The sequence below is a fragment of the Microvirga sp. M2 genome, from assembly GCF_047497095.1.
GTDB lineage: Bacteria > Pseudomonadota > Alphaproteobacteria > Rhizobiales > Beijerinckiaceae > Microvirga.
Genome location: NZ_CP134063.1, coordinates 1,832,531 through 1,851,401, shown reverse-complemented (window position 1 = coordinate 1,851,401; position 18,871 = coordinate 1,832,531). Strand labels below are relative to the sequence as shown.

Annotated in this window: 15 protein-coding genes; 6 read left to right on the top strand and 9 right to left on the bottom strand. The window is 62.9% G+C overall.

The features are described 5' to 3' along the window. Positions 1 to 52: 52 nt before the first annotated feature. The 7 genes from RE429_RS08735 to RE429_RS08705 all read right to left on the bottom strand — a co-directional run bounded on the left by RE429_RS08735 (position 53) and on the right by RE429_RS08705 (position 6,957). On the bottom strand, positions 53 to 955 hold the full coding sequence (locus RE429_RS08735) for a DMT family transporter (protein ID WP_414473910.1): 903 nt from the start codon (positions 953 to 955) through the stop codon (positions 53 to 55). A gap of 83 nt (positions 956 to 1,038) precedes the next feature. Further along, positions 1,039 to 2,343, bottom strand: coding sequence for an NAD(P)/FAD-dependent oxidoreductase (locus RE429_RS08730; protein WP_414473909.1), 1,305 nt, complete (start codon positions 2,341 to 2,343; stop codon positions 1,039 to 1,041). A gap of 62 nt (positions 2,344 to 2,405) precedes the next feature. Beyond that, positions 2,406 to 2,756 (bottom strand): cupin domain-containing protein, encoded by a 351-nt coding sequence (locus tag RE429_RS08725; protein WP_414473908.1) that lies wholly within the window; start codon positions 2,754 to 2,756, stop codon positions 2,406 to 2,408. 25 nt (positions 2,757 to 2,781) lie between these two features. Further along, positions 2,782 to 3,843: an ABC transporter ATP-binding protein gene (locus tag RE429_RS08720; RefSeq protein WP_414473907.1), complete on the bottom strand. Its 1,062-nt coding sequence runs from the start codon at positions 3,841 to 3,843 to the stop codon at positions 2,782 to 2,784. A gap of 36 nt (positions 3,844 to 3,879) precedes the next feature. After that, entirely contained in the window at positions 3,880 to 4,662 is a 783-nt protein-coding gene (locus tag RE429_RS08715) for an ABC transporter permease (protein WP_414473906.1), read from the bottom strand. 2 nt (positions 4,663 to 4,664) lie between these two features. Continuing rightward, the gene (locus RE429_RS08710; RefSeq protein WP_414473905.1) at positions 4,665 to 5,831 is read right to left on the bottom strand and encodes an ABC transporter permease; all 1,167 of its coding nucleotides are present in this window, start codon (positions 5,829 to 5,831) and stop codon (positions 4,665 to 4,667) included. Positions 5,832 to 5,922: 91 nt separating this feature from the next. Further along, entirely contained in the window at positions 5,923 to 6,957 is a 1,035-nt protein-coding gene (locus RE429_RS08705; protein ID WP_414473904.1) for an ABC transporter substrate-binding protein, read from the bottom strand. Between the two features lie 305 nt (positions 6,958 to 7,262). Between RE429_RS08705 and RE429_RS08700 the strand changes: the two genes are divergently transcribed. Then, entirely contained in the window at positions 7,263 to 7,766 is a 504-nt protein-coding gene (locus tag RE429_RS08700; RefSeq protein WP_414473903.1) for a helix-turn-helix domain-containing protein, read from the top strand. 50 nt (positions 7,767 to 7,816) lie between these two features. Here RE429_RS08700 and RE429_RS08695 read toward each other — a convergent pair whose 3' ends face one another. Continuing rightward, a complete protein-coding gene (locus RE429_RS08695) occupies positions 7,817 to 8,266 on the bottom strand; it encodes a host attachment protein (RefSeq protein WP_414473902.1) in 450 nt (149 codons plus the stop codon). A 450-nt stretch (positions 8,267 to 8,716) separates the two neighbouring features. Between RE429_RS08695 and RE429_RS08690 the strand changes: the two genes are divergently transcribed. The 5 genes from RE429_RS08690 to RE429_RS08670 all read left to right on the top strand — a co-directional run bounded on the left by RE429_RS08690 (position 8,717) and on the right by RE429_RS08670 (position 15,843). Beyond that, positions 8,717 to 10,087 (top strand): HlyD family secretion protein, encoded by a 1,371-nt coding sequence (locus RE429_RS08690; RefSeq protein WP_414473901.1) that lies wholly within the window; start codon positions 8,717 to 8,719, stop codon positions 10,085 to 10,087. Then, complete coding sequence (gene rbbA, locus RE429_RS08685; protein ID WP_414473900.1) at positions 10,084 to 12,837, top strand: ribosome-associated ATPase/putative transporter RbbA; 2,754 nt, start codon at positions 10,084 to 10,086, stop codon at positions 12,835 to 12,837. The genes RE429_RS08690 and rbbA overlap by 4 nt, the downstream gene beginning before the upstream one ends. Before the next feature lie 18 nt (positions 12,838 to 12,855). Continuing rightward, positions 12,856 to 13,983 (top strand): ABC transporter permease, encoded by a 1,128-nt coding sequence (locus RE429_RS08680; protein ID WP_414473899.1) that lies wholly within the window; start codon positions 12,856 to 12,858, stop codon positions 13,981 to 13,983. A 442-nt stretch (positions 13,984 to 14,425) separates the two neighbouring features. Continuing rightward, a complete protein-coding gene (locus RE429_RS08675; RefSeq protein WP_414473898.1) occupies positions 14,426 to 15,613 on the top strand; it encodes an AraC family transcriptional regulator in 1,188 nt (395 codons plus the stop codon). A 5-nt stretch (positions 15,614 to 15,618) separates the two neighbouring features. Continuing rightward, positions 15,619 to 15,843, top strand: a complete 225-nt coding sequence (locus tag RE429_RS08670) for a DUF6894 family protein (RefSeq protein WP_414473897.1) — start codon at positions 15,619 to 15,621, stop codon at positions 15,841 to 15,843. A gap of 181 nt (positions 15,844 to 16,024) precedes the next feature. Here RE429_RS08670 and RE429_RS08665 read toward each other — a convergent pair whose 3' ends face one another. Next, on the bottom strand, positions 16,025 to 18,676 hold the full coding sequence (locus RE429_RS08665; RefSeq protein ID WP_414473896.1) for a PAS domain S-box protein: 2,652 nt from the start codon (positions 18,674 to 18,676) through the stop codon (positions 16,025 to 16,027). Between the last annotated feature and the right edge of the window lie 195 nt (positions 18,677 to 18,871).

Below are 18,871 nucleotides of genomic sequence, written 5' to 3'. Positions count from 1 at the left end.
ATCCAGTCGGTTCGGCGACGGCTGTCATCGGCGCATGCGGAGTCGGCCGACATTACGACCGGTTGGCCTCCTTCGGTCCTGCGTGACTGCGGGAAATGAAGATTGCGCACCCGATCAGGGCCGCTACGCCGAGAAAGGTCACGGAGTCGGGCATCTCGTCGAAGAACCACCACCCGGCCAGGGTCGACGTGACGATTTCGGTATAGGCCAACGGCGCCAGGAGCGAGGCCTCACCATATTCGTAGGCCTTCACGATGAGAAATTGCCCGATCACGCCGACGAGGGCCAGCGCAGCGCAAAGCTGCCAGTGAGTTTCGTTCGGAGGAACCCACCACAGCAGGATGAAGGGAGCAGCCAGAAGGGCGGAAACGATATGGGTATGGAACGTCGTCACCAGGGCAGGCACCACCGAGGCACTCGCGCGGACAGTGATGACGTAGAATGCGAGCATGACTCCGGAGGCCAGCGCCAGGAGACTTGCCGGGTTGAAGGCCTCCGAACCGGGTCGAATGATCACGATCGTCGCAGCGAAACCGGCAAACAGCGCTCCCCAGCGCGCGCGGTCGACGCGCTCCTTCAGAACGAGTCTGGACAGGAGGGTGACGACGAGCGGCTGAACGAAGGAGATCGCCAGGGTCTCCGCAATCGGGAGATACTGCAGAGCCGCGAAGAAGCAGGCGGCGGCCCCGAGGATGTAGGCGCCCAGCTTGAGTGCGCGCGGGACATTCCGAGGCAGCAGCGCACGCGCGCCGTGATAGCGGATCAGGACGGGCGCGATGATCATCGCGCCCCCGATCATCCGCAGCAGAGTGATCTGAAGCACCGGCATTCCATGCTGGCTGAGAGCCTTGGCCGTCACGTCGATGAGGGGCACGATGGACATTGCGCCGAGAATGAGCAGCACGCCCAGTCCGTTGCGGGACCGATGATTGGCCGACCCTATTGGCGAAGCCATCGGGCTCTCTCCAGGAACGAGGAAAAGGGGGAACAAGCGACGCGCCGGCGCGAAAGCGCCGGTCCGCCGCCCGCTTGTTCGGATCAGTCGGCCCAGCGCGCGGACCGGTCGAGGAAGCGATACCAGGTCCCGACCATCGGCAGGAACCAGGGGTGGCCGTCATAGAAATAGAGACGCGGGAAATGGGTATTCACCACGCCGCGATCGTGCCCGGGGACACCGAGCATCATCTCGGCCGTGCGATGCCCCAGATAGGTTGCCATCGAGATCCCGTTGCCATTGCAGCACGATGAGTAGTAGACGCCGTCATCGAGCCTGCCGACATGGCTGACGAAGTCGTAGGCGAAGCAGACGTTTCCGAACCACGAATGGGTGATCTTCACTCCCTTGAGGGACGGAAACGTGTGCTCCATGAAGGTCCGCAGGCCGCGGGCCGACTGCTCCTCGGTCGAGGTCCGGAAGCGCGCGCGTCCGCCGAAGAGCATGCGCGTACCGTCGGGCGAACGGCGGAAGTAATAGAGGATGTGCTTCGTGTCGCCTGCCACGCGATTGCCGGGGATAAGCTCCTCCATTTCGTCGAACGGGCGCGGCTCGGTTGCGATCATGTAGCTCTGCACCGGTATCGTGCGCTTGCGCAGCCAGGGGAGCTCGGGCCCCGCATAGCCGTTGACCGCCAGAAGAATTTTGTCGGCGCGCAACGAGAGGGTCCCGCCGCTGCCGACGTCGCGCAGCGTCGCCCGGTGCCCGCTCCCGCCGGCCTCGGAACCCATGAAGCGGAAGCCCGTGAAGATCCGCACGCCGAGAGCACGGGCGCGGTTGGCGAGGGCGCGGACGTATTTTGCCGGGTGGATCGATCCCTGATCGTGCTTCACCAATGCGCCGCGATAGATGGAGGTCTTGAGGGCCCGGCCGACCTCGCCCTCGGGCAGGATCTCGAACGACTGGCGCTCATCCGCGGACAGGGTCTCGCGTATGCTCCGCAGCTTCTTGAGATCGGCGCGGGTATGGGCCCCGGTCACGGCGCCGCAGATATTCAGATCGAACGGGTCCGACAGCGTACGAGCCCGCTTGAGCATGAAGGGCATCGCCTGGGTGTAATCGTCCATGATTTCATGCGCGCGCTTCATGCCGAACTTGCGCGCGGCATACTTGAGATCGAACTTCGGGGCGTTGCCGATCTGCCCCCCATTTCGCGAACTGGCGCCCTCGCCGATGCGCTGCGCTTCGACGACGAAAACATCCGTCACGCCTGCCTCGGCGAGGGTGATCGCCGCCGATAATCCCGTATAGCCGGCCCCCACGATCAATGCGCTGCAGCGATCACGATCCAGAGATCGTTCGCCATGCTGCGGTTCGGCTTCTTCCCACCAGAAAGGAGTTTTCTTCATGTCGTGTCCCCTGCCAGATTCGTTGTCCTGAGCCGGCGCTGGGCCGGCATTCGTCCCCGATGTTACAGTTGAACGGAGACGTAGAGCTTCTTCACCGGTGCGATGGTGCGCCAAGTGCCGCGGAAATTCGGCTCGATGATCACGACATCCCCTGCCGCAAACCTGCGCGGCTGATGTCCCTCCTCCGTGATCTCGACCTCTCCCTCGAGCAGATAGAACTTCTCCCATGTGGTTTCGTCGCGCCTCATCTTGTGAAGTCCGGGCGTTGCCGCCCAGACGCCGACCTGCACGGGCTCTTCCTGGCTGGGCCATGACGTGAACTGGGGATCGCCCTCGAGGACGAGGTCTTCGGACGGCCGTGAACTGACCCCTTCGCCGAGGTCGAGTGGGTTGAATTGCTTTAAAAGGGACACGTCTTTCATTTCTCCTGTGCTGTGGTTACCCGGCTCCGCCGAGGATGACGCAATCCTCCGCCAGGAAGGTCGCATAGACCGGCTCTCCATCGGCATGGATACCGGCGCGGGCCCTGCCGTACACGATGAACGAGCCCCCTCCTTCCAAGGCGAGGGTGTAGAACACCCGGTCGCCCGAGTAGGTCGAATGCTGCACGCGCGCCGGCAGATGAATGCGCCGGTCCGAGGGCGGTGCGGTTTCGATGCTCGCATCCTCGGGCCGTATCATGACCATCGCGTCGTCCTGCGCCGAAAGCCGTTCGACGAGAGGAAACGCGATTTGCTCCGAACGGAAGACGCTGTCTTCCCCCTGGCGGGAGATCGCGCCCGAGAAGATGTTCGATTTGCCGATGAAGTCGGCGACGAAGCGGGAATTGGGCCGCCGATAGAGATTGAAGCTCGTATCGTACTGCGAGATCCGGCCGTGATTCATCACGGCGATGCGATCGGACATGTGCATCGCCTCTTCCTGGTCGTGGGTCACGTTGATGAAGGTCGTGCCGAGCGTGCGGTGGATATCGCGCAACTCCTCCTGCAGATCGATCCGCAGCTTCTTGTCGAGCGCCGACATCGGCTCGTCCAGAAGCAGGAGATCGGGCTTGAAAACGAGGGCGCGCGCCAGGGCCACGCGTTGCTGCTGGCCGCCGGAGAGCTCGGAGGGACGCCGGTTGGAAAAGCGTCCGAGCTGCACGAGATCCAGCATGGCCTCGACGCGCGCATCGATCTCGCCGCGTGAAAGCCGGCGCACCTTCAGGGGATAGGCGATGTTGTCATAAACGCTCATATGGGGAAACAGCGCGTAGCCCTGGAAGACCAGGCCGAAATTGCGCTTCTCGGGAGGCAGGGCCGTCACATCGGCTCCTCCCATCGTGATCGAGCCGCTCGAGACCGGTTCGAACCCTGCGATGATCTTCAGGAGTGTGGTCTTTCCCGATCCGGAGGGACCCAGCAGGGTCACGAACTCCCCCTTCCGAACCGAAAGAGAGACGTCGAACAGCGCCTGGGCCGAGCCATAGAACTTATTGATATTCCGAATTTCGATCGACATGATCCTATCCCTGAAGTTGCAATCGGCGTCGCGCAATCATCGGTGGCCGGAGGGCGAACGACGCTGAAGCGTGTTCAATGCGGCGAGAAAAAGCAGGGACAGCACCGACAGCAGAAGCGCCACCACCACGATCGTGGGCTCGAGCCGGTCGCGGAGACCGGAGAACAAGGCGATCGGCAGGGTCATGGATTGCGGGGAGGCCAGGAAGAGCGCCACCACCACTTCATCGAACGACGTAATGAAGGCGAAGAGCGCCCCGGTCAGAAAGCCCGGGGCTGCCAGGGGCAAGGTGACTGTCCGGAACCGGTAAAGCCGCGAGGCGCCCATCGAGGTCGCGGCCCGGTCGAGTTCCGCATCCAATCCCTTGAGAGACGTCATGACCGACAGGAAGACCAGGGGAGCGCCCAGGATGGCGTGCGCCAGGACCAGCGAGACATATCCGCCGCCGAGCCCGGCTTTTCCGAACGCGTAGGCGAAGGCCACGCCGATGACGACGCTGGGCACGACGAGCGGAGAGACGAACAGCCCCGAGAGGACGAGTTGCCCCCAGCGACCCGACAGGATCGTGCCGGTGGCCGCCAAACCACCGAGGACGACCGCGACGATCATGGCGCCGATGGCGACCTTGAGACTGTTCAGGAACGCTGCGACCCAGGGCTCCTGCATGAAGACGACCTCGAACCAGCGGAACGTGAAGCCTTCCATCGGATAAGTCAGGAAAGAGCTTCCGTTGAACGCCAGGGGCAGGACCAGAACCAGCGGCAGAAGCAGAAAGGTCAGGCTGAGGGTCAGGCTCGTCCAGTAGATGATGCGCGACATGATCAGGCCTCCACGATGCGTCTGCCGAACAGCCGCTTCACGCCCGCTCCCAGAACCAGCAGGAGAACCACGCTGGTCAGCAGGATGACGGAGAGAACCGAAGCCATGCCCCAGTTCAGGCTCTTCTTCACGAAATCGGCGATGTAGTAGGAGACCATCTGATCGCCCGGTCCGCCGGTCAGGGCGGGCGTGATGTAGAATCCGAGGGACAGAATGAAGACGGTCCCTCCCCCGACGAAGACGCCGCGAAGGCTTTGCGGGAAATAGACCCGAAGGAAGGTCTCGACGGGACCCGCGCCGAGACTGCGGGAGGCGTCGCCTTGAGACGTCGGTATCGTTCTCATGACGTTCATCATCGGCAGGATGGCGAAAGGAAGCAGCACGTGCGTCATGGACACGACGGTGCCGAACCGGTTGAAGATCAGCTGCAGGGGCTCGGTGATCAGCCGCAGATTCAGCAAAAGATTGTTGATCAGGCCGTCGCTCTGCAGAAGCACGACCCAGGCCGTCGTGCGCACGAGAATCGAGGTCCAGAAGCTCAGCAGCACAGCCGTCAGGATGAAGCCGCTGAGGCGGCGCGAGCCGGTTGCGGCCGCATAGGCGAGAGGATAGCCGATGAGCAGCGTCAGACCGCCTACCTGGAGGGCGATCACCAGGGTCCGCATCATGATGCGCAGATAGATGTCGTCTCCTTCGGCAAGCTGCAGCCGGCCTGTCCCGTCGGGCTTGAAGCCGGTGGCCTTCTGAAAATGCCGCCAGGTGAAGCGCGCGAGATTGCGGGACAGAACGTCCCAATATGCCTGCTCCTTCCATCGCGGATCGAAGGCGACCAGGCCCGCCATGGTCGGATCGATCCTTTCGGCCGCTTTGCCGGTGTCGATCAACAACGAACGGAAGCCGCCAAGCTCCTGATTGAGCATTCGCGCGGCTTCGGCGCGCTCTCGCGGATCCATGGACGTGAGATCGCCCAGAAGGGCAGCCGCGCGCTTGTCCCGGTCCTCTGCCTCGATGACAGCGGACAGTTGAACAAAGCGATCGCTAAGGGTTCCGTTGTCGACGCTGAGCGACACGATCGACAACAGGGGAGCCAGGTAGGCCATCATGTAGATGGCCACGGGCACGACGAGCAGCAGCAAGGCTGCAATGCGACTGCCGTACGCATTTCGCATGGCTTCATTCCGTATACTGGACGACCAAGGCTGTGCCCCGCCGCGGATCGCGGCGGGATGGGGACTCATGTCGGCGAGTGGCCGCTCCGGATCACCGGGTGGACCAGTTGTTCCATCGCTCGGTCAAGTCGTCGCTGTGATCGATCCAGAAGGCATCCGAGTAGAAGAGGGCATCCGCGATGTTCTTACCGGCCGGCAGTTTGTCGAGGGCCTCCGGAGACAGAAGTTTCGCCGCTTCAAGATTGGTCGGGCCATACGGCATGAGGGAAGAGAACTTCGCCTGCGGCTCGGCTGAATTCGCGAATTTCAGGAATTCCAGAGCCTCCTTCTTGTAAGGAGCCTTGGCCGGAATGGCCCATACGTCGATGTTGTAGATGTGGTTCTTCCAGACGAACTCGAGAGGCCTGCCCTCTCCCTTCGCCGTGATGATGCGGCCGTTATAGGCCGTGCTCATCGCCACGTTGCCGGCCGAAAGCCATTCGACCGGTTGCGATCCGGCCTCCCAGAACTGCAGCAGGTTCCGGATCTTGTCGAGCTTCGCGAAGGCGCGATCCACGCCAGCGGGAGTCGCCAGCACCTCATACACCTTGTCCGGCGCGACACCGTCGGCGAGAAGCGCGTATTCGAGATTCATCTTCGGGGTGTTCTTGATGCCCCTTTTGCCGGGAAATTTCTGGGGATCGAAGAAATCGCTCCAATCCTTCGGCCCGTTGGGGAAAGCCTGGGCGTTGTAGGCGAAGCCATTGCCGATCACCACGGCGCCGGCCCCGCAGGACTGGACAGCATGAGGATTGAGCTGAGCTTTACCCCCGATCGTCTCCCAATCGATCGTTTCGAACAGGCCCTCGTCGCAGCCCAATTGCAGGTCGGCGCCCTCGACGATGACGAGATCCCAGGTGACGTTTCCGGAATCGGCCATGGCTTTGACTTCCGCGAGGCCGCCAAGATAGGTCGTCTCGATGAACTTCATGCCCTTCTTGTCGGCGAAGGGCTGAAAATAGGCCTTCCGCTGAGCATCCTGATAGTTCCCGCCCCAGCCCGCGATGGTGAAATCGCGCGCCTGAGCGGCCTGTGCCGCTAGGAAAATACAGCTAGAGGCCAGCAGAATTCTCGTTATGTTATTCATCGTTTCCTCCCATGGTGAAGCGGGGTTTTGTCGTGAGGTCCACTTCGGTCGTGCAACGCGACTCTATTCAGGGCTTACAATTCGGCGTTTCCGCTTCGCTGTGGACGTTATTATTCTCACGTTAAAAAAATAAGCAATATTTTTAAATACCATGATAATATCAGACTTAAGTTGTGATCCGGAGTGAAACTTCCCCGATGAGCAGAGCAGATCAAGTACCCCTCGCCCTTCCCTCCGAGCCGATGGATCATGGCGCCCAGATCGGCGAGCGCTTGCGACTCCGTCGCAAGCTGCGAGGACTTTCCTTGAAACAGGTCGCCGACGGCGCGGGCCTGTCGGTCGGCATGTTGAGCCAGGTCGAGCGGGGCTTGGCCGTGCCGTCGGTCAAGTCCATGCGCGCCATTTGCGCAGCCTTGGACATGCCCGTGATATGGCTTTTCCAAGGGGCTGCGGATCGCTCGGATGAGGATTCGGACATCGTCGTGAGACAGAGCGCGCGCAGGGAGCTCAGCTACAATGACGGCGCCCTGCGAAAGGAACTCCTGACGCCCGACACGCAGCCGCAAATCCAGATGCTTCGCTTCATCATGGAGCCGGGCGCCGATTCCGGCGAGCCCTACTCGAACGCGGAGGGAGGGAAATGTGGTCTCGTTCTGCAGGGCACATTGGGACTCGAACTGGATGGACGGAACTTCACGATACGACAGGGCGACAGTTTCGCCTTTCCGTCGCAGGCCATGGTGAGGTTCTGGACCATCGGAGACCAGACCTGCGAGGTCATTTGGGTGGTTGCGCCTGCAACGGTATGACGCAGGACCTGACCGGGACCTCGGATCACGCGCATTGCCGCGCGAGCCGATCAGTTGCCTGTCAGATGCCGCTCGATCTCGTAGACCGGGATCTTGGTCAAATCCTTGTTGATCTCCATGATCACGAGGCGGTGGAGAGCTTCCGGCAAGGCCTTTCTGATATAGGCGAGAGACCGGGGTGGGGCGACAATGACGATTGCCGCAACATTTCGGCGGCTGCAGACCTCTTCCAGGGCCACAACCGTATCTTTTGCGAATTGCGCTTCTGCAAGCTCATGCCAGTCAGTCTGCTCGATGGCGCTGCGGCGTCCGCTTATGACGGCTCGGGGCGGCCTGTCCGTTCCCTGAAGGTGGGTCGGCGGGTTGTCGGGAGCCTCGAGCAGCCGCTCGAGTTGCAGATTGGGATGAAGTGCATCACCCTCGTTCCTGATCAGGAGCGCTTTCCGACCGTCGCCTACGAGGACACAGGCATCACGAGGAATTTCAAGCTTCTGTTGCATGGCTCTGCTCATCCGTATCGATAGACGGTGTATAGCGTTAGCCTAAGGACGGCAGCGGTCTTTGACGAATGTCAGTCGATAGGTCGTCCGACTCTGGAAATCTATTCCGAGAACGGCCGGAATGAGGAGCATCCGACACAGCCTTGAACGACCGCCTCACGGGATGTGTCGGTCTTAGCCGGTTCCGGATCGATATGCGCTCATCGAAGAAGGGAGCATCGGATTCGATCCCGAATGGGGGTTCCACATTTCACGTCCGATGCTCCAGGCGAACGGGATCATGCGACGCGGCATCTCAGTGCCGCCCGCGATGGCTGGGCTTGTCTCCGTTTCCGCTTCTGCCTGAGCTTGCCGAAATTGCGCAATGTCAAATCTCCGCCAAACGACAGGTATAGTCTTCCTCCTCGACACTCGTGAGGGCACCTCCCGACTTCCTTCGGAGGGCTATGGATGCCGATGTCCAATGGGCACACAGAGCCCGAACCCAACGCCCCGGCCGTAGAAACGGACGCCATCGAGGGGCGACCTCCCCTCCCCTCCGTGGATGAGACAGCGACGGTTCACGGACAGATCGTTCCGCGAACGGGCGACATCGCGCTCGATAGGACGACAGGGCTCCCGGCCTTGCGTTCCCGATTGACGGAGAGGCGCACCGCGTTCCGAGTGTTGGGCGCGCTCCTCGCGCTCCTCGCGATCGCCGGAGCCGGGTACTATTGGTGGCTTCAGCATCGTCCCGCTCTGCCGTCCGGTTTCGCCGTGGGAAACGGCAGACTGGAAGCCGACGAAATCAACATCGCTACCAAATTCGCAGGGCGCGTCCTCGATCTTTACGTCGATCAGGGCGATCTGGTAAAATCCGGTCAGGTGGTCGCCGTGATGGATACCCAGGATCTCCAGGCCCAGCTGAAGCAGGCCGAGGCGGTGTCCCTCCAGGCCCAGCGGGCGGTGGACGAAGCCCGGCAAAATCTCGTCCAGCAGCAGAGCCTCGTGCTGAGCACGCAAGCGGCGGCCGTCCAGGCCCAGCGCGCAACCGAAGAGGCGGATGCCATGCTGCGGCAGCAACAGAGCCAAGTGAAGCTGACCCAACAGGAGCTCGACCGCACCACGTCGCTTGTGGCGAGAGGGTTCGCCACGAACGAACTGCTCGATCAGCGTCGGCAGGCGATGAACGCCGCCTTTGCCGCAGAGAATGCCGCTACCGCCAAGGTCAACGGGACGCAAGAAGCCCTTGTTGCCTCCCGGCACAATGTGGACGGGGCGGTTGCCGCGCGCGATGCAGCGGCCGCCAGAGTTCAGCAGGCCGAGCAGGCGGGGGAGGCCGCCGCACACAATGTCGAGTACTACAGCATCAATATCGCGGACAACACACTGGTTGCGCCGCGTGATGGCCCGATCGAATACCGCATCGCAAATGTCGGTGAGGTCTTGCCGGTCGGCGGCAAGGTTTTCACCATGCTCGACGCGTCCTACGTCTATATGGATATTTATCTCCCGACCGCCGAAGCCGGCCGCGTCAGGATCGGGAGCGATGCGCGCCTCGTGCTCGACGCCTATCCGAATAACGTCATCCCGGCCAAGGTCGTATACGTTGCAAGAGAGGCGCAATTCACGCCGAAGACGGTCGAAACGAAGAGCGAGCGCGACAGGCTGATGTTTCGGATCCGGGTCCGGATCGATCCGGAACGGCTCAAGGGCCATGAAGCGCTTGTGAGAAGTGGATTGCCGGGGGTCGCGTATGTGCGCACCGATCCCGGTGCGGAATGGCCGTCCAGTCTGCGTCCGAGCGCGATTCCCGGCCCATCGGGAACGAAGTCGCCATGAGGGCGAATGACGGGGCGGTTGCAACCCTTGAGGGCATTACACTGCGGTACGGCAAAGTCGCCGCACTCGACGATGTCACGCTCGCAATCCCCGGCGGCTGTCTGGCCGGATTCATCGGGCCAGACGGCGTCGGGAAGTCATCCCTGCTCGCCATTATCGCCGGCGCCCGGCAAATCCAGGTCGGCAGAGCCTTCGTCATGGGCGGGAACATGGCCGATCCTGCCGTCCGTTCTGTCCTCTGCCCGCGGATCGCCTATATGCCGCAGGGACTGGGCCGGAATCTCTATCCGGATCTCACCGTTCGGGAAAACATCGCATTCTTCGGCCGTCTGTTCGGAGAGGCGCGATCCGAGCGGGATGTCCGGATGGCCGAGCTTCTGACCAGCACCGGCCTTGCGCCCTTCGCCGACCGTCCGGCGAAGAAACTGTCGGGGGGGATGAGGCAGAAACTGGGTCTCTGCTGCTCGCTGATCCATGACCCGGATCTTCTGATCCTCGACGAGCCGACGACGGGCGTCGATCCGCTGTCGCGCCGACAATTCTGGAGGCTGATCGAGCGCATCCGGGCCAGGCGCCCGACTATCACGGTCATCGTCGCCACCGCATATATGGAAGAGGCGGAGCGGTTCGACTGGCTGGCGGCCGTCAATGCCGGGAGGATCGTGGCAACGGGATCTCCCGCCGAACTCGCGCGGGCGACCGGGACCGGCACCGTCGAAGAAACGTTCGTCGCGCTGCTCCCGGCCGAGGAGCGTACCGGCTATCGGGTCTTCCCGGCGCCCCGCGGCCCCGGCGTCGTCGCGAAGCCGGTCATCACGGCCGAGGGATTGACCCGCCGGTTCGGCGATTTCACGGCCGTCGACCATGTCAGCTTCACGATCAACCGAGGGGAAATCTTCGGATTCGTCGGCTCGAACGGGTGCGGCAAGACGACGACCATGAAGATGCTCACCGGCCTGCTGCCGCCGAGCGAGGGCGAGGTGAAGCTGTTCGGTCGCCGGCTCGATGCGCGCGATCTCGATGCCCGCGAGCGCGTCGGGTACATGTCCCAGGCATTCTCGCTCTACACCGAGCTGACCGTCCGTCAGAATCTCGAGCTCCATGCCCGGCTGTTTCACTTGCCGGCACCTCAGGCGAAAGCGCGGATCGCCAAACTCGTCCGTGATTTCGGCTTGACTCCATATATGGACGAGCGAGCTCTGGACCTGCCGCTCGGCATTCGCCAAAGGCTCTCGCTGGCCGTCGCCATCGTCCACGAGCCTGATCTGCTCATTCTCGACGAGCCGACCTCCGGTGTCGATCCTGTTGCGCGGGACCAGTTCTGGGCTCTCCTGACGGATTTGGCGCGACGCTACGGTATCACGATCTTCGTCTCCACCCATTTCATGAACGAGGCCGAGCGCTGCGACCGCATCTCCCTGATGGATTCAGGCCACGTTCTGGCCACCGACACACCGGCCAACCTGATGCGGGTCCGGAACGCAGCCAGCTTGGAGGAGGCCTTCATCGGCTATCTCGAGGAGGCCGAACGGGCGCGCTCCAGAAGTGAGCGACCGGAACGGAACGACGGAGTGCGTCCGGCAGCGGGCTCGGTTCTCCCCGTCGACGGCACGAGGATGAACCCGCGTTTCAGCTTCAGGCGCCTTGTGGCCTGTACGATCCGCGAGACCCTGGAGCTGATGCGCGATCGCGTCCGGCTCGGCTTTGCCATTCTCGGCACGACGTTTCTGATGCTGGTCTTCGGGTTTGGTATCTCGACCGATGTCAACGGCCTAACATTCGCAGTGCTCGACTACGATCACAGCCACGAGAGCCGGGCTTATCTCGAAGCGCTGCGCGGCTCAACCTACTTCACCGAAAAACCTCCGCTCGCGGACCAGGCCGCTCTCGAAAGGCGACTGGCAAACGGAGAGATCGACGCCGCCATTGAAATCCCGCCCGGTTTCGGACGGGACGTCGTGAGCGGTCAGCCCACTTCGGTCGCGGCATGGGTCGACGGCGCGCGGCCCTTCGTCGCCCAGACGATCCGCGGATATCTGCAAGGACTCCATGAGCTCTATCTCGGCGACCCTCTGATGGAGACGGCCCGGGCCGGAGCGCCCGCCCCCGCTCTGATCCAGGTTCGCTTCAAATACAATCAGGACTACGACAGCGTCTACGCGATGGTCCCGGCTCAGCTGGCCATGCAGCTTGCCCTGTTCCCGGCTATCCTCATGGCGTTGGCGGTGGTGCGCGAGAAGGAACTCGGCTCGATCACGAACCTGTACGTCACGCCGGTCACGCGTCTGGAATTCCTCCTCGGCAAGCAAATCCCGTATGTCGGATTGGCGATGATCAATTTCGCCCTCATGTTCACGATGGCGCAACTCGTGTTCCATGTTCCCCTCAAAGGGAGCTTCCCAACCCTGTTGCTCGGGACATTGATCTACGTCGTGACGACCACCGCTTATGGCATGCTGGTCTCGACCTTCGCCCGAACCCAGATCGCGGCGCTCTTCGGCACGGCGATCCTGACAGTGCTGCCGGCGACGATGTTCGCGGGCATGCTCGTCCCGGTCTCCTCATTGACGGGCATGGCGCAGATCATGGGACGGTTTTTCCCGATGAGCTATTATCTGCCAATCAGCGTTGGAACCTTCACGAAAGGCCTCGGTTTCCACGATCTCCTGGTCGATCTTCTCGCCCTCGTGGCGTTCGTCCCGTGCCTGTCGGGCCTCAGCCTGCTGCTGCTTCGAAAGCAGGAGCGTTAGGATTCACGGATCACGGCCATGCGAAAGCTCTCGAACATCTTCTGGCTCGGCACGAAGGAATTACGGAGCTTTCTCCATGACGTCGTATTGCTTGGACTTGTCATCTACAGCTTCACGCTCGCCATCATGGCCCAGGCCCAGAGCAGTTCTCAGGAGGTTCATAACGCATCGATAGCCTTCGTCGACGAGGACAATTCGAACCTGTCGCGCCGCATCCGTAACGCGTTCCTCCCCCCATTCTTCCAGGCACCGGTCCTGATCGGCGAACGGGACCTGGTCCCACTGATGAATGCCGGAAAGTATACGTTCGTGATCGATATTCCGCCCAAGTTCGAAACCGATGTCCTTGCCGGGCGCCAGCCGGAAGTTCAGCTCAACGTCGATGCGACCGCCATGGTCCAGGCCGGGCTCGGATCCGGTTACGCCCAGGAGATCATCACCCGGGAGATCGCAGCCTATCTGTCCCATATCGACAGGGAGCCTTCCCCCCCGGTCGATCTCATCGTGAATATCGCCTTCAACCCCAATGCGGAAACCGGATGGTTCACCAGCGTGATGGGCATCATCAACAACATCACGATGCTGGCGATCATCCTTGCGGGAGCCGCCATCGTGCGGGAGCGCGAGCACGGCACGCTGGACCACCTCCTCGTCATGCCTCTGACCCCATTCGAAATCGCGATGTCGAAGATCTGGGCGAACGGATTTATCATCATCGCGGCGGCGGGCTTTTCTCTCTACGTGGTGATCGAAGGCGTACTGCGCGTGCCGATTGCCGGGTCGATCCCGCTGTTCTTGGTTGGGGTCGCATTCTACCTGTTCTTCGCCTCGACGATCGGGATTTTCCTTGGGACGATCGCGCGCTCGATGCCGCAACTTGGTCTTCTCTACCTCCTCGTCTATCTACCGCTGGCCATGCTGTCCGGCAGCAATACACCGCTTGAGAGCATGCCACCGTGGCTCGCGACGGTCCTGCAGGTTTCGCCGACAGTGCATTTCGTTACCTTTGCGCAGGCGGTTCTCTATCGCGGAGCGGGATTCGATGTTGTCTGGCCGGAGTTTCTGATCATCGCCATGATCGGCGGCGTGTTTCTTGTTCTGGGAGTTCTGCGCTTTCGTACGGTCACGGCCGCCGCAGCGGGGTGACGGCACTCTCGCTGCGCCGTTGCATGAACCTTAGAGCATCGGACGCAAAAGTGGGAACCGGTTCTGCGTGGAAAGATGCTCAGGAAACCATCGACTGACAGCATCGAACCCATGTCGACGCTATGAAGGTTGTTCATCCGGGACAGGGCTGAGAGCATGGGGTTGCGACTCCGACCATCGGGCGTCGTCCCCCACCGCAAACCGGCGCCTGCAGAAGGAAGGCCTGCTGTCGAAAGCGGTCGGACACCGCACCTCGACGGCTCGTCAGGAGCAAGGCCCGGCGGGACGACGGTCCGCAGGATTGACGCATCCTATCGCGGACTGAACTGCAGGTCATCTGTCACAATCCGTTACAACCGTGACACTCACGCTCACGGAGCCGAGGTACGGCTGTGACATTCGCCTGCTTTGGTAAGGGCAGCAACGAACCGTGTGGCCCCCGATGCATGCCCCCCACCTCGTTCCTTCTCCTGAATTGGTCGGCCTGGCGGGATACGGGCGGACGCTTCCCCCCGGCTCCATCGACCTTGGGGTCGCCAAGGACATCGCCCCGACCCTGCGGGATTTCGGCATTGATCCCAATCCGCTCATCCGTGAGGCGGGACTCGATCCGTGCCTCTTGAGTGACGGCGCAAGCGTCATCCCGCATGCGGCCCTGGGCCGGCTGCTCATCTTGAGCGTCGCCCGCACCCACTGTCCGCATTTCGGGTTGCTGGTCGGCCGGCGCGCCACGATCCTGTCGCTGGGGCTCGTCGGGCGCCTGATGCTGCAGTCGGAGACCGTAGGCGACGCCATGCACGCACTCGTCTCCAATCTCAGCGCCCAGAACCGGGGGGCCGTGCTGTCGCTGACCATCAGCGGGGACACGGCCCTGTTCACCTTCTCGGTTTATCAGTCCGCGGGCCGGAGTGTGGGCCAGATCTCGGACGGATCCCTGGCTGTCGCGGTCAACGCTCTGCGCGCCCTGTGCGGATCCGACTGGAACCCGACCGAGGTATTCCTGCCACGGGCCACTCCGGCGGATAGCAAGCCCTATTGGCGCCACTTCCGGTGCCCGGTCCGGTTCAATCAGGAAAGCGCCACCATCGTCTTTCCGGCCAGTGACCTGGACCGTCGAATTGCCGGGGCGGATCCGGTGATGCGGACCCTGCTGGAAAAGGAGATCCGTCGGATGAAGAGCACCGAGAGTTCGGCCTTCTCGGACGACATCCGGCGGCTGCTGCGCATACGGTTAACAGGCCAGAGGTGTTCGGCCGAGGACCTCGCGAAGCTGCTGGCCATGCACCGTCGCACCCTAAGCCGACGCCTGAGGGGAAACGGCCTGAGCTACAGGGCGATGGTCAACGAGATTCGGTTCGAGATCGCCCGGCAGTTGCTGGAGGACACCGTGGTGCCGCTCAGCGAGATTGCGGCGGTGCTGGGCTATTCCGAGCCGAGCGCCTTCACCCGCGCCTTCCGGCGCTGGTCGGGCAAGACGCCCACCGCTTGGCGGGGCAGCAGCCGTCCCGGAGTGGCGCAGGCGATGGGAAGGCCGGCAAGGCAAAGCGGCTGGGCCGGCGCTGTCAACACATGGCAGGGCAAGGCGCCGTCGAATCGGGTCAGCAAACCGGGAGTGGCATTGGGAGCCTGAAATCCATGCCAAGGTACTTCTTCAATGTCGTCCTGGATGGTCGGCCGACAGTCGATGGGGAAGGTCGGAACCTTGAGGACGACGGCGCGGCCCGTGCGCATGCCCGCCACCTCACCGTGCTGCTGGCGGACCGCTGTCACGATCCGATCAACAGTTTCGTCGCCGTCAGCGGGCTGGATGGCCACCTGGCTTTCAAGGTGCCGTTCCAGGGAGGCAAGTCACGGGGTTAGAGCATCGGACGCGGGAAGTGGGACCCGGTTTTGCGTGAAAAGATGCTCAAAAGCATCAACTGACAGCATCGGATGGGGGTCCGATGTCACGTCCGATGCTGTAGAGCAGGAGCAGCCATTCCTCCTCCCCACTCAAAAAAACAAGCCCAAAAGTGCAAATCCACCTTTCACGTCCGATGCTCTAACGCGGAGCCGGCTTGAGCACCTCCCGGAGGGTCCGCGCCAGCTCCAGCATGCCATAGGGCTTCTTCAGCCACCCGGCCTCGATCGCCTGCCCCCGCCTTACCACGTCCGGCTCGGCGTAGCCCGAGGTGAACAGCACCTTGATCCCAGGTCGTCCGGCCCACACGGCGTCGGCCAGATCGGCTCCCGTCATGCCGCCCGGCATGACCATATCGGTGAACAGCAGGGCGACTTCGGGATGCTGGTCGAGCAGCCCCAGCGCCGCAGCGCCGTTGGGCGCATCGAGCACCCGGTAGCCGAGGTCCTGCAGGCGCGCCATGGTCATCCGCCGCAGCCGCGGCTCGTCCTCGACCAGCAGCACGGTCTCGCCCTGCCCGCGGAAGACCTCCATCGGGTTCTCGGAGGGGCGAACCTCCGGCTGTTCTCCTTCAACCGCCACCCGCGGCAGATACATGCGGATGGTGGTGCCGTGCCCCGGCTCGCTGTAGATCATTACATGCCCGCCTGACTGCTTGACGAAGCCGTACACCATCGACAGCCCAAGCCCGCTGCCGGATCCCACTTCCTTGGTGGTGAAGAACGGCTCGAAAGCCCGCTCCCGCACCTCCTGGAGCATGCCCGTGCCGGTGTCGGTCACCGCGATCAGCACATACCGCCCGGCCCGTACCTCCGGGTGCATGTGGGTGTAGGCGGCATCAAGCTCCGCGTTCTCGGCCGTGATGGTCAGCCGGCCGTCGCCCGGCATGGCGTCGCGGGCATTGATCGCCAAGTTCAGGATCGCGCTCTGGAGCTGGCTCGGATCCACCATCACCTTCCACAGGTCACTGTCGGAGCGACTTTGGACCCGGATGGTCTCGCCCAGGGTGCGTCGCAGGAGTGGGGTCGTCTCCCCGAGCAGATCCCCGACATCGATCAGCCTGGGCTGCAACGGCTGCCGGCGTCCGAAAGCCAGCAGCCGCTCGGTCAGCCGGGCGCCGTGCTCGGCCGTCTCACGGGCCTCCTTCACCAGCTCCAGCTGGCGCTCGTCGGCAAGCCGCATCTCTAGCATCTCCAGGTTGCCGAGAATGACGGTGAGCAGGTTGTTGAAGTCGTGCGCGACCCCACCGGTCAACTGGCCCACCGCTTCCATCTTCTGCGCCTGACGCAATTCCTGCTCGATCTTCTGGTGGGCGGTCAGGTCGCGGATGAAGCCGGTGAACAGATGCTGCCCGCCCACCTTCACCTCGCCCACGGCGAGTTCCATCGGGAAGACGCTGCCGTCCTTGCGCTTGCCGCTGACGACCCGTCCGATCCCGATGATGCGCTTCTCGCCGGTGCTCAAGTAGCGCTCCAGGTACCCGTCATGTTCCTCCCGATACGGCGACGGCATGAGCATGCTGACGTTTTTCCCGATCACCTCGTCGGGCGCGTAGCCGAACAGCGCTGCGGCCGAGCGGCTGAGGGACTCGACAAGACCGTTCTCGCTGATCGTGATCAGGGCCTCGGGCACGGTGTCGAGAATGGAGTAGAGCCGCGCCTCGCGCTCGTGGAGAATGGCCTCCGAGCGCTTGCGGGCGGTGATGTCGACCGCGGCGGCAATAGCTCCGACTACGCTACCCTTCCGATCCCGCAGGGGCGAGGCATTGTACAGCAGGTCCACGCTCCGTCCGTCGTCGAAGCGGACCGCGCATTCCTCGTTCCGAACCTCCAGGCCGCGGAGGGCGCGGCGGAGCGGGATCTGATCCGGTAAGACCTCCACGCCATCCCGGAAGATGCGGCGAGACAACTGCCGTTGGGCCGGCCCGTCCGACGCGCTGAAGACGAGAGGCAGGTCGAGCAGCTCGGAGGCGAGCCGATTGGCCCTCACCTCCCGCAGATCCGGATCATAGGTGAACCACACCGCCACAGGGGCGGTCTCGACCAAGGCCTCCCACTCTGTCGTTCGGGCCTGCAGGGCCGCCTCGGCGGTCTTGCGATCTGACAGGTCGAGAGCAAACACCGCAAAGGAACGGCCGCCGTCGACTGCGGCCAGTCTCAGGAGTACGGGGATTCGCTCGCCGTTGCGGAGATACTCCTTCTCGTACATGCCGGAGATGCCGCGGGCGCGCGCCTCGGCAATGGCCTGCTCGTCAACAGGCAGCCACTCGGGCGGCGTGATCTCGTCCCACCGCACCCTCCCGGCGATAAGATCCTCCTTTGTCTGGCCGATCAGGTCGAGATAGGCCTTATTGGCCTCGATCACCCTCCCCTCGGCATCTGCCAGGATCGCTCCGATGGGAATGGCCTCCAGCACCGTGTGCAACCGGGCCTCGCTCGCCCTCTGCACCTCTTCGGCCTGCTTGCGCTCGCGGATGTCCTCGACAATGGAAAGCCGGTAGGGATGCCCCGGACTGGCGGCCGCCAGGGAGGAGGTCACGCGGACCCAGACCGGCGTACCGTCCCTGTGCAGGTAGCGCTTCTCGATCCGGTAACTGGGGATCTCCTCGGCGATGAGGCGCGCGGCGAGCACCCGCACCCGGGGCAGATCCTCGGGATGAATGATCTCGTCAAAGCCGCGACCGATCAACTCATCCTTGCTGTAGCCGAGCATGGCGCATACGACGCCATTGACGTCGAGAAGTCGACCGTCGGAATCCACCAGCTCGATGCCGACGGCCGCCTGATCGAACACCAGTTGAAATCGGTCTATGTGGGGCCGCCCCGGCCGCGAGCCACCAGCTGAGTCGCCCAGCCTTCCGGCCGGATCCGGTGGAGACTGCTCTTTGCCATCCTGGTGCATGCGACCTGATCCCTGGCAGCTTCCGAGTTCCTCGGGGCTGAAACGGAAATCGCCTCCGGATCCTGAATGGATCACCCGAGGCCGAAC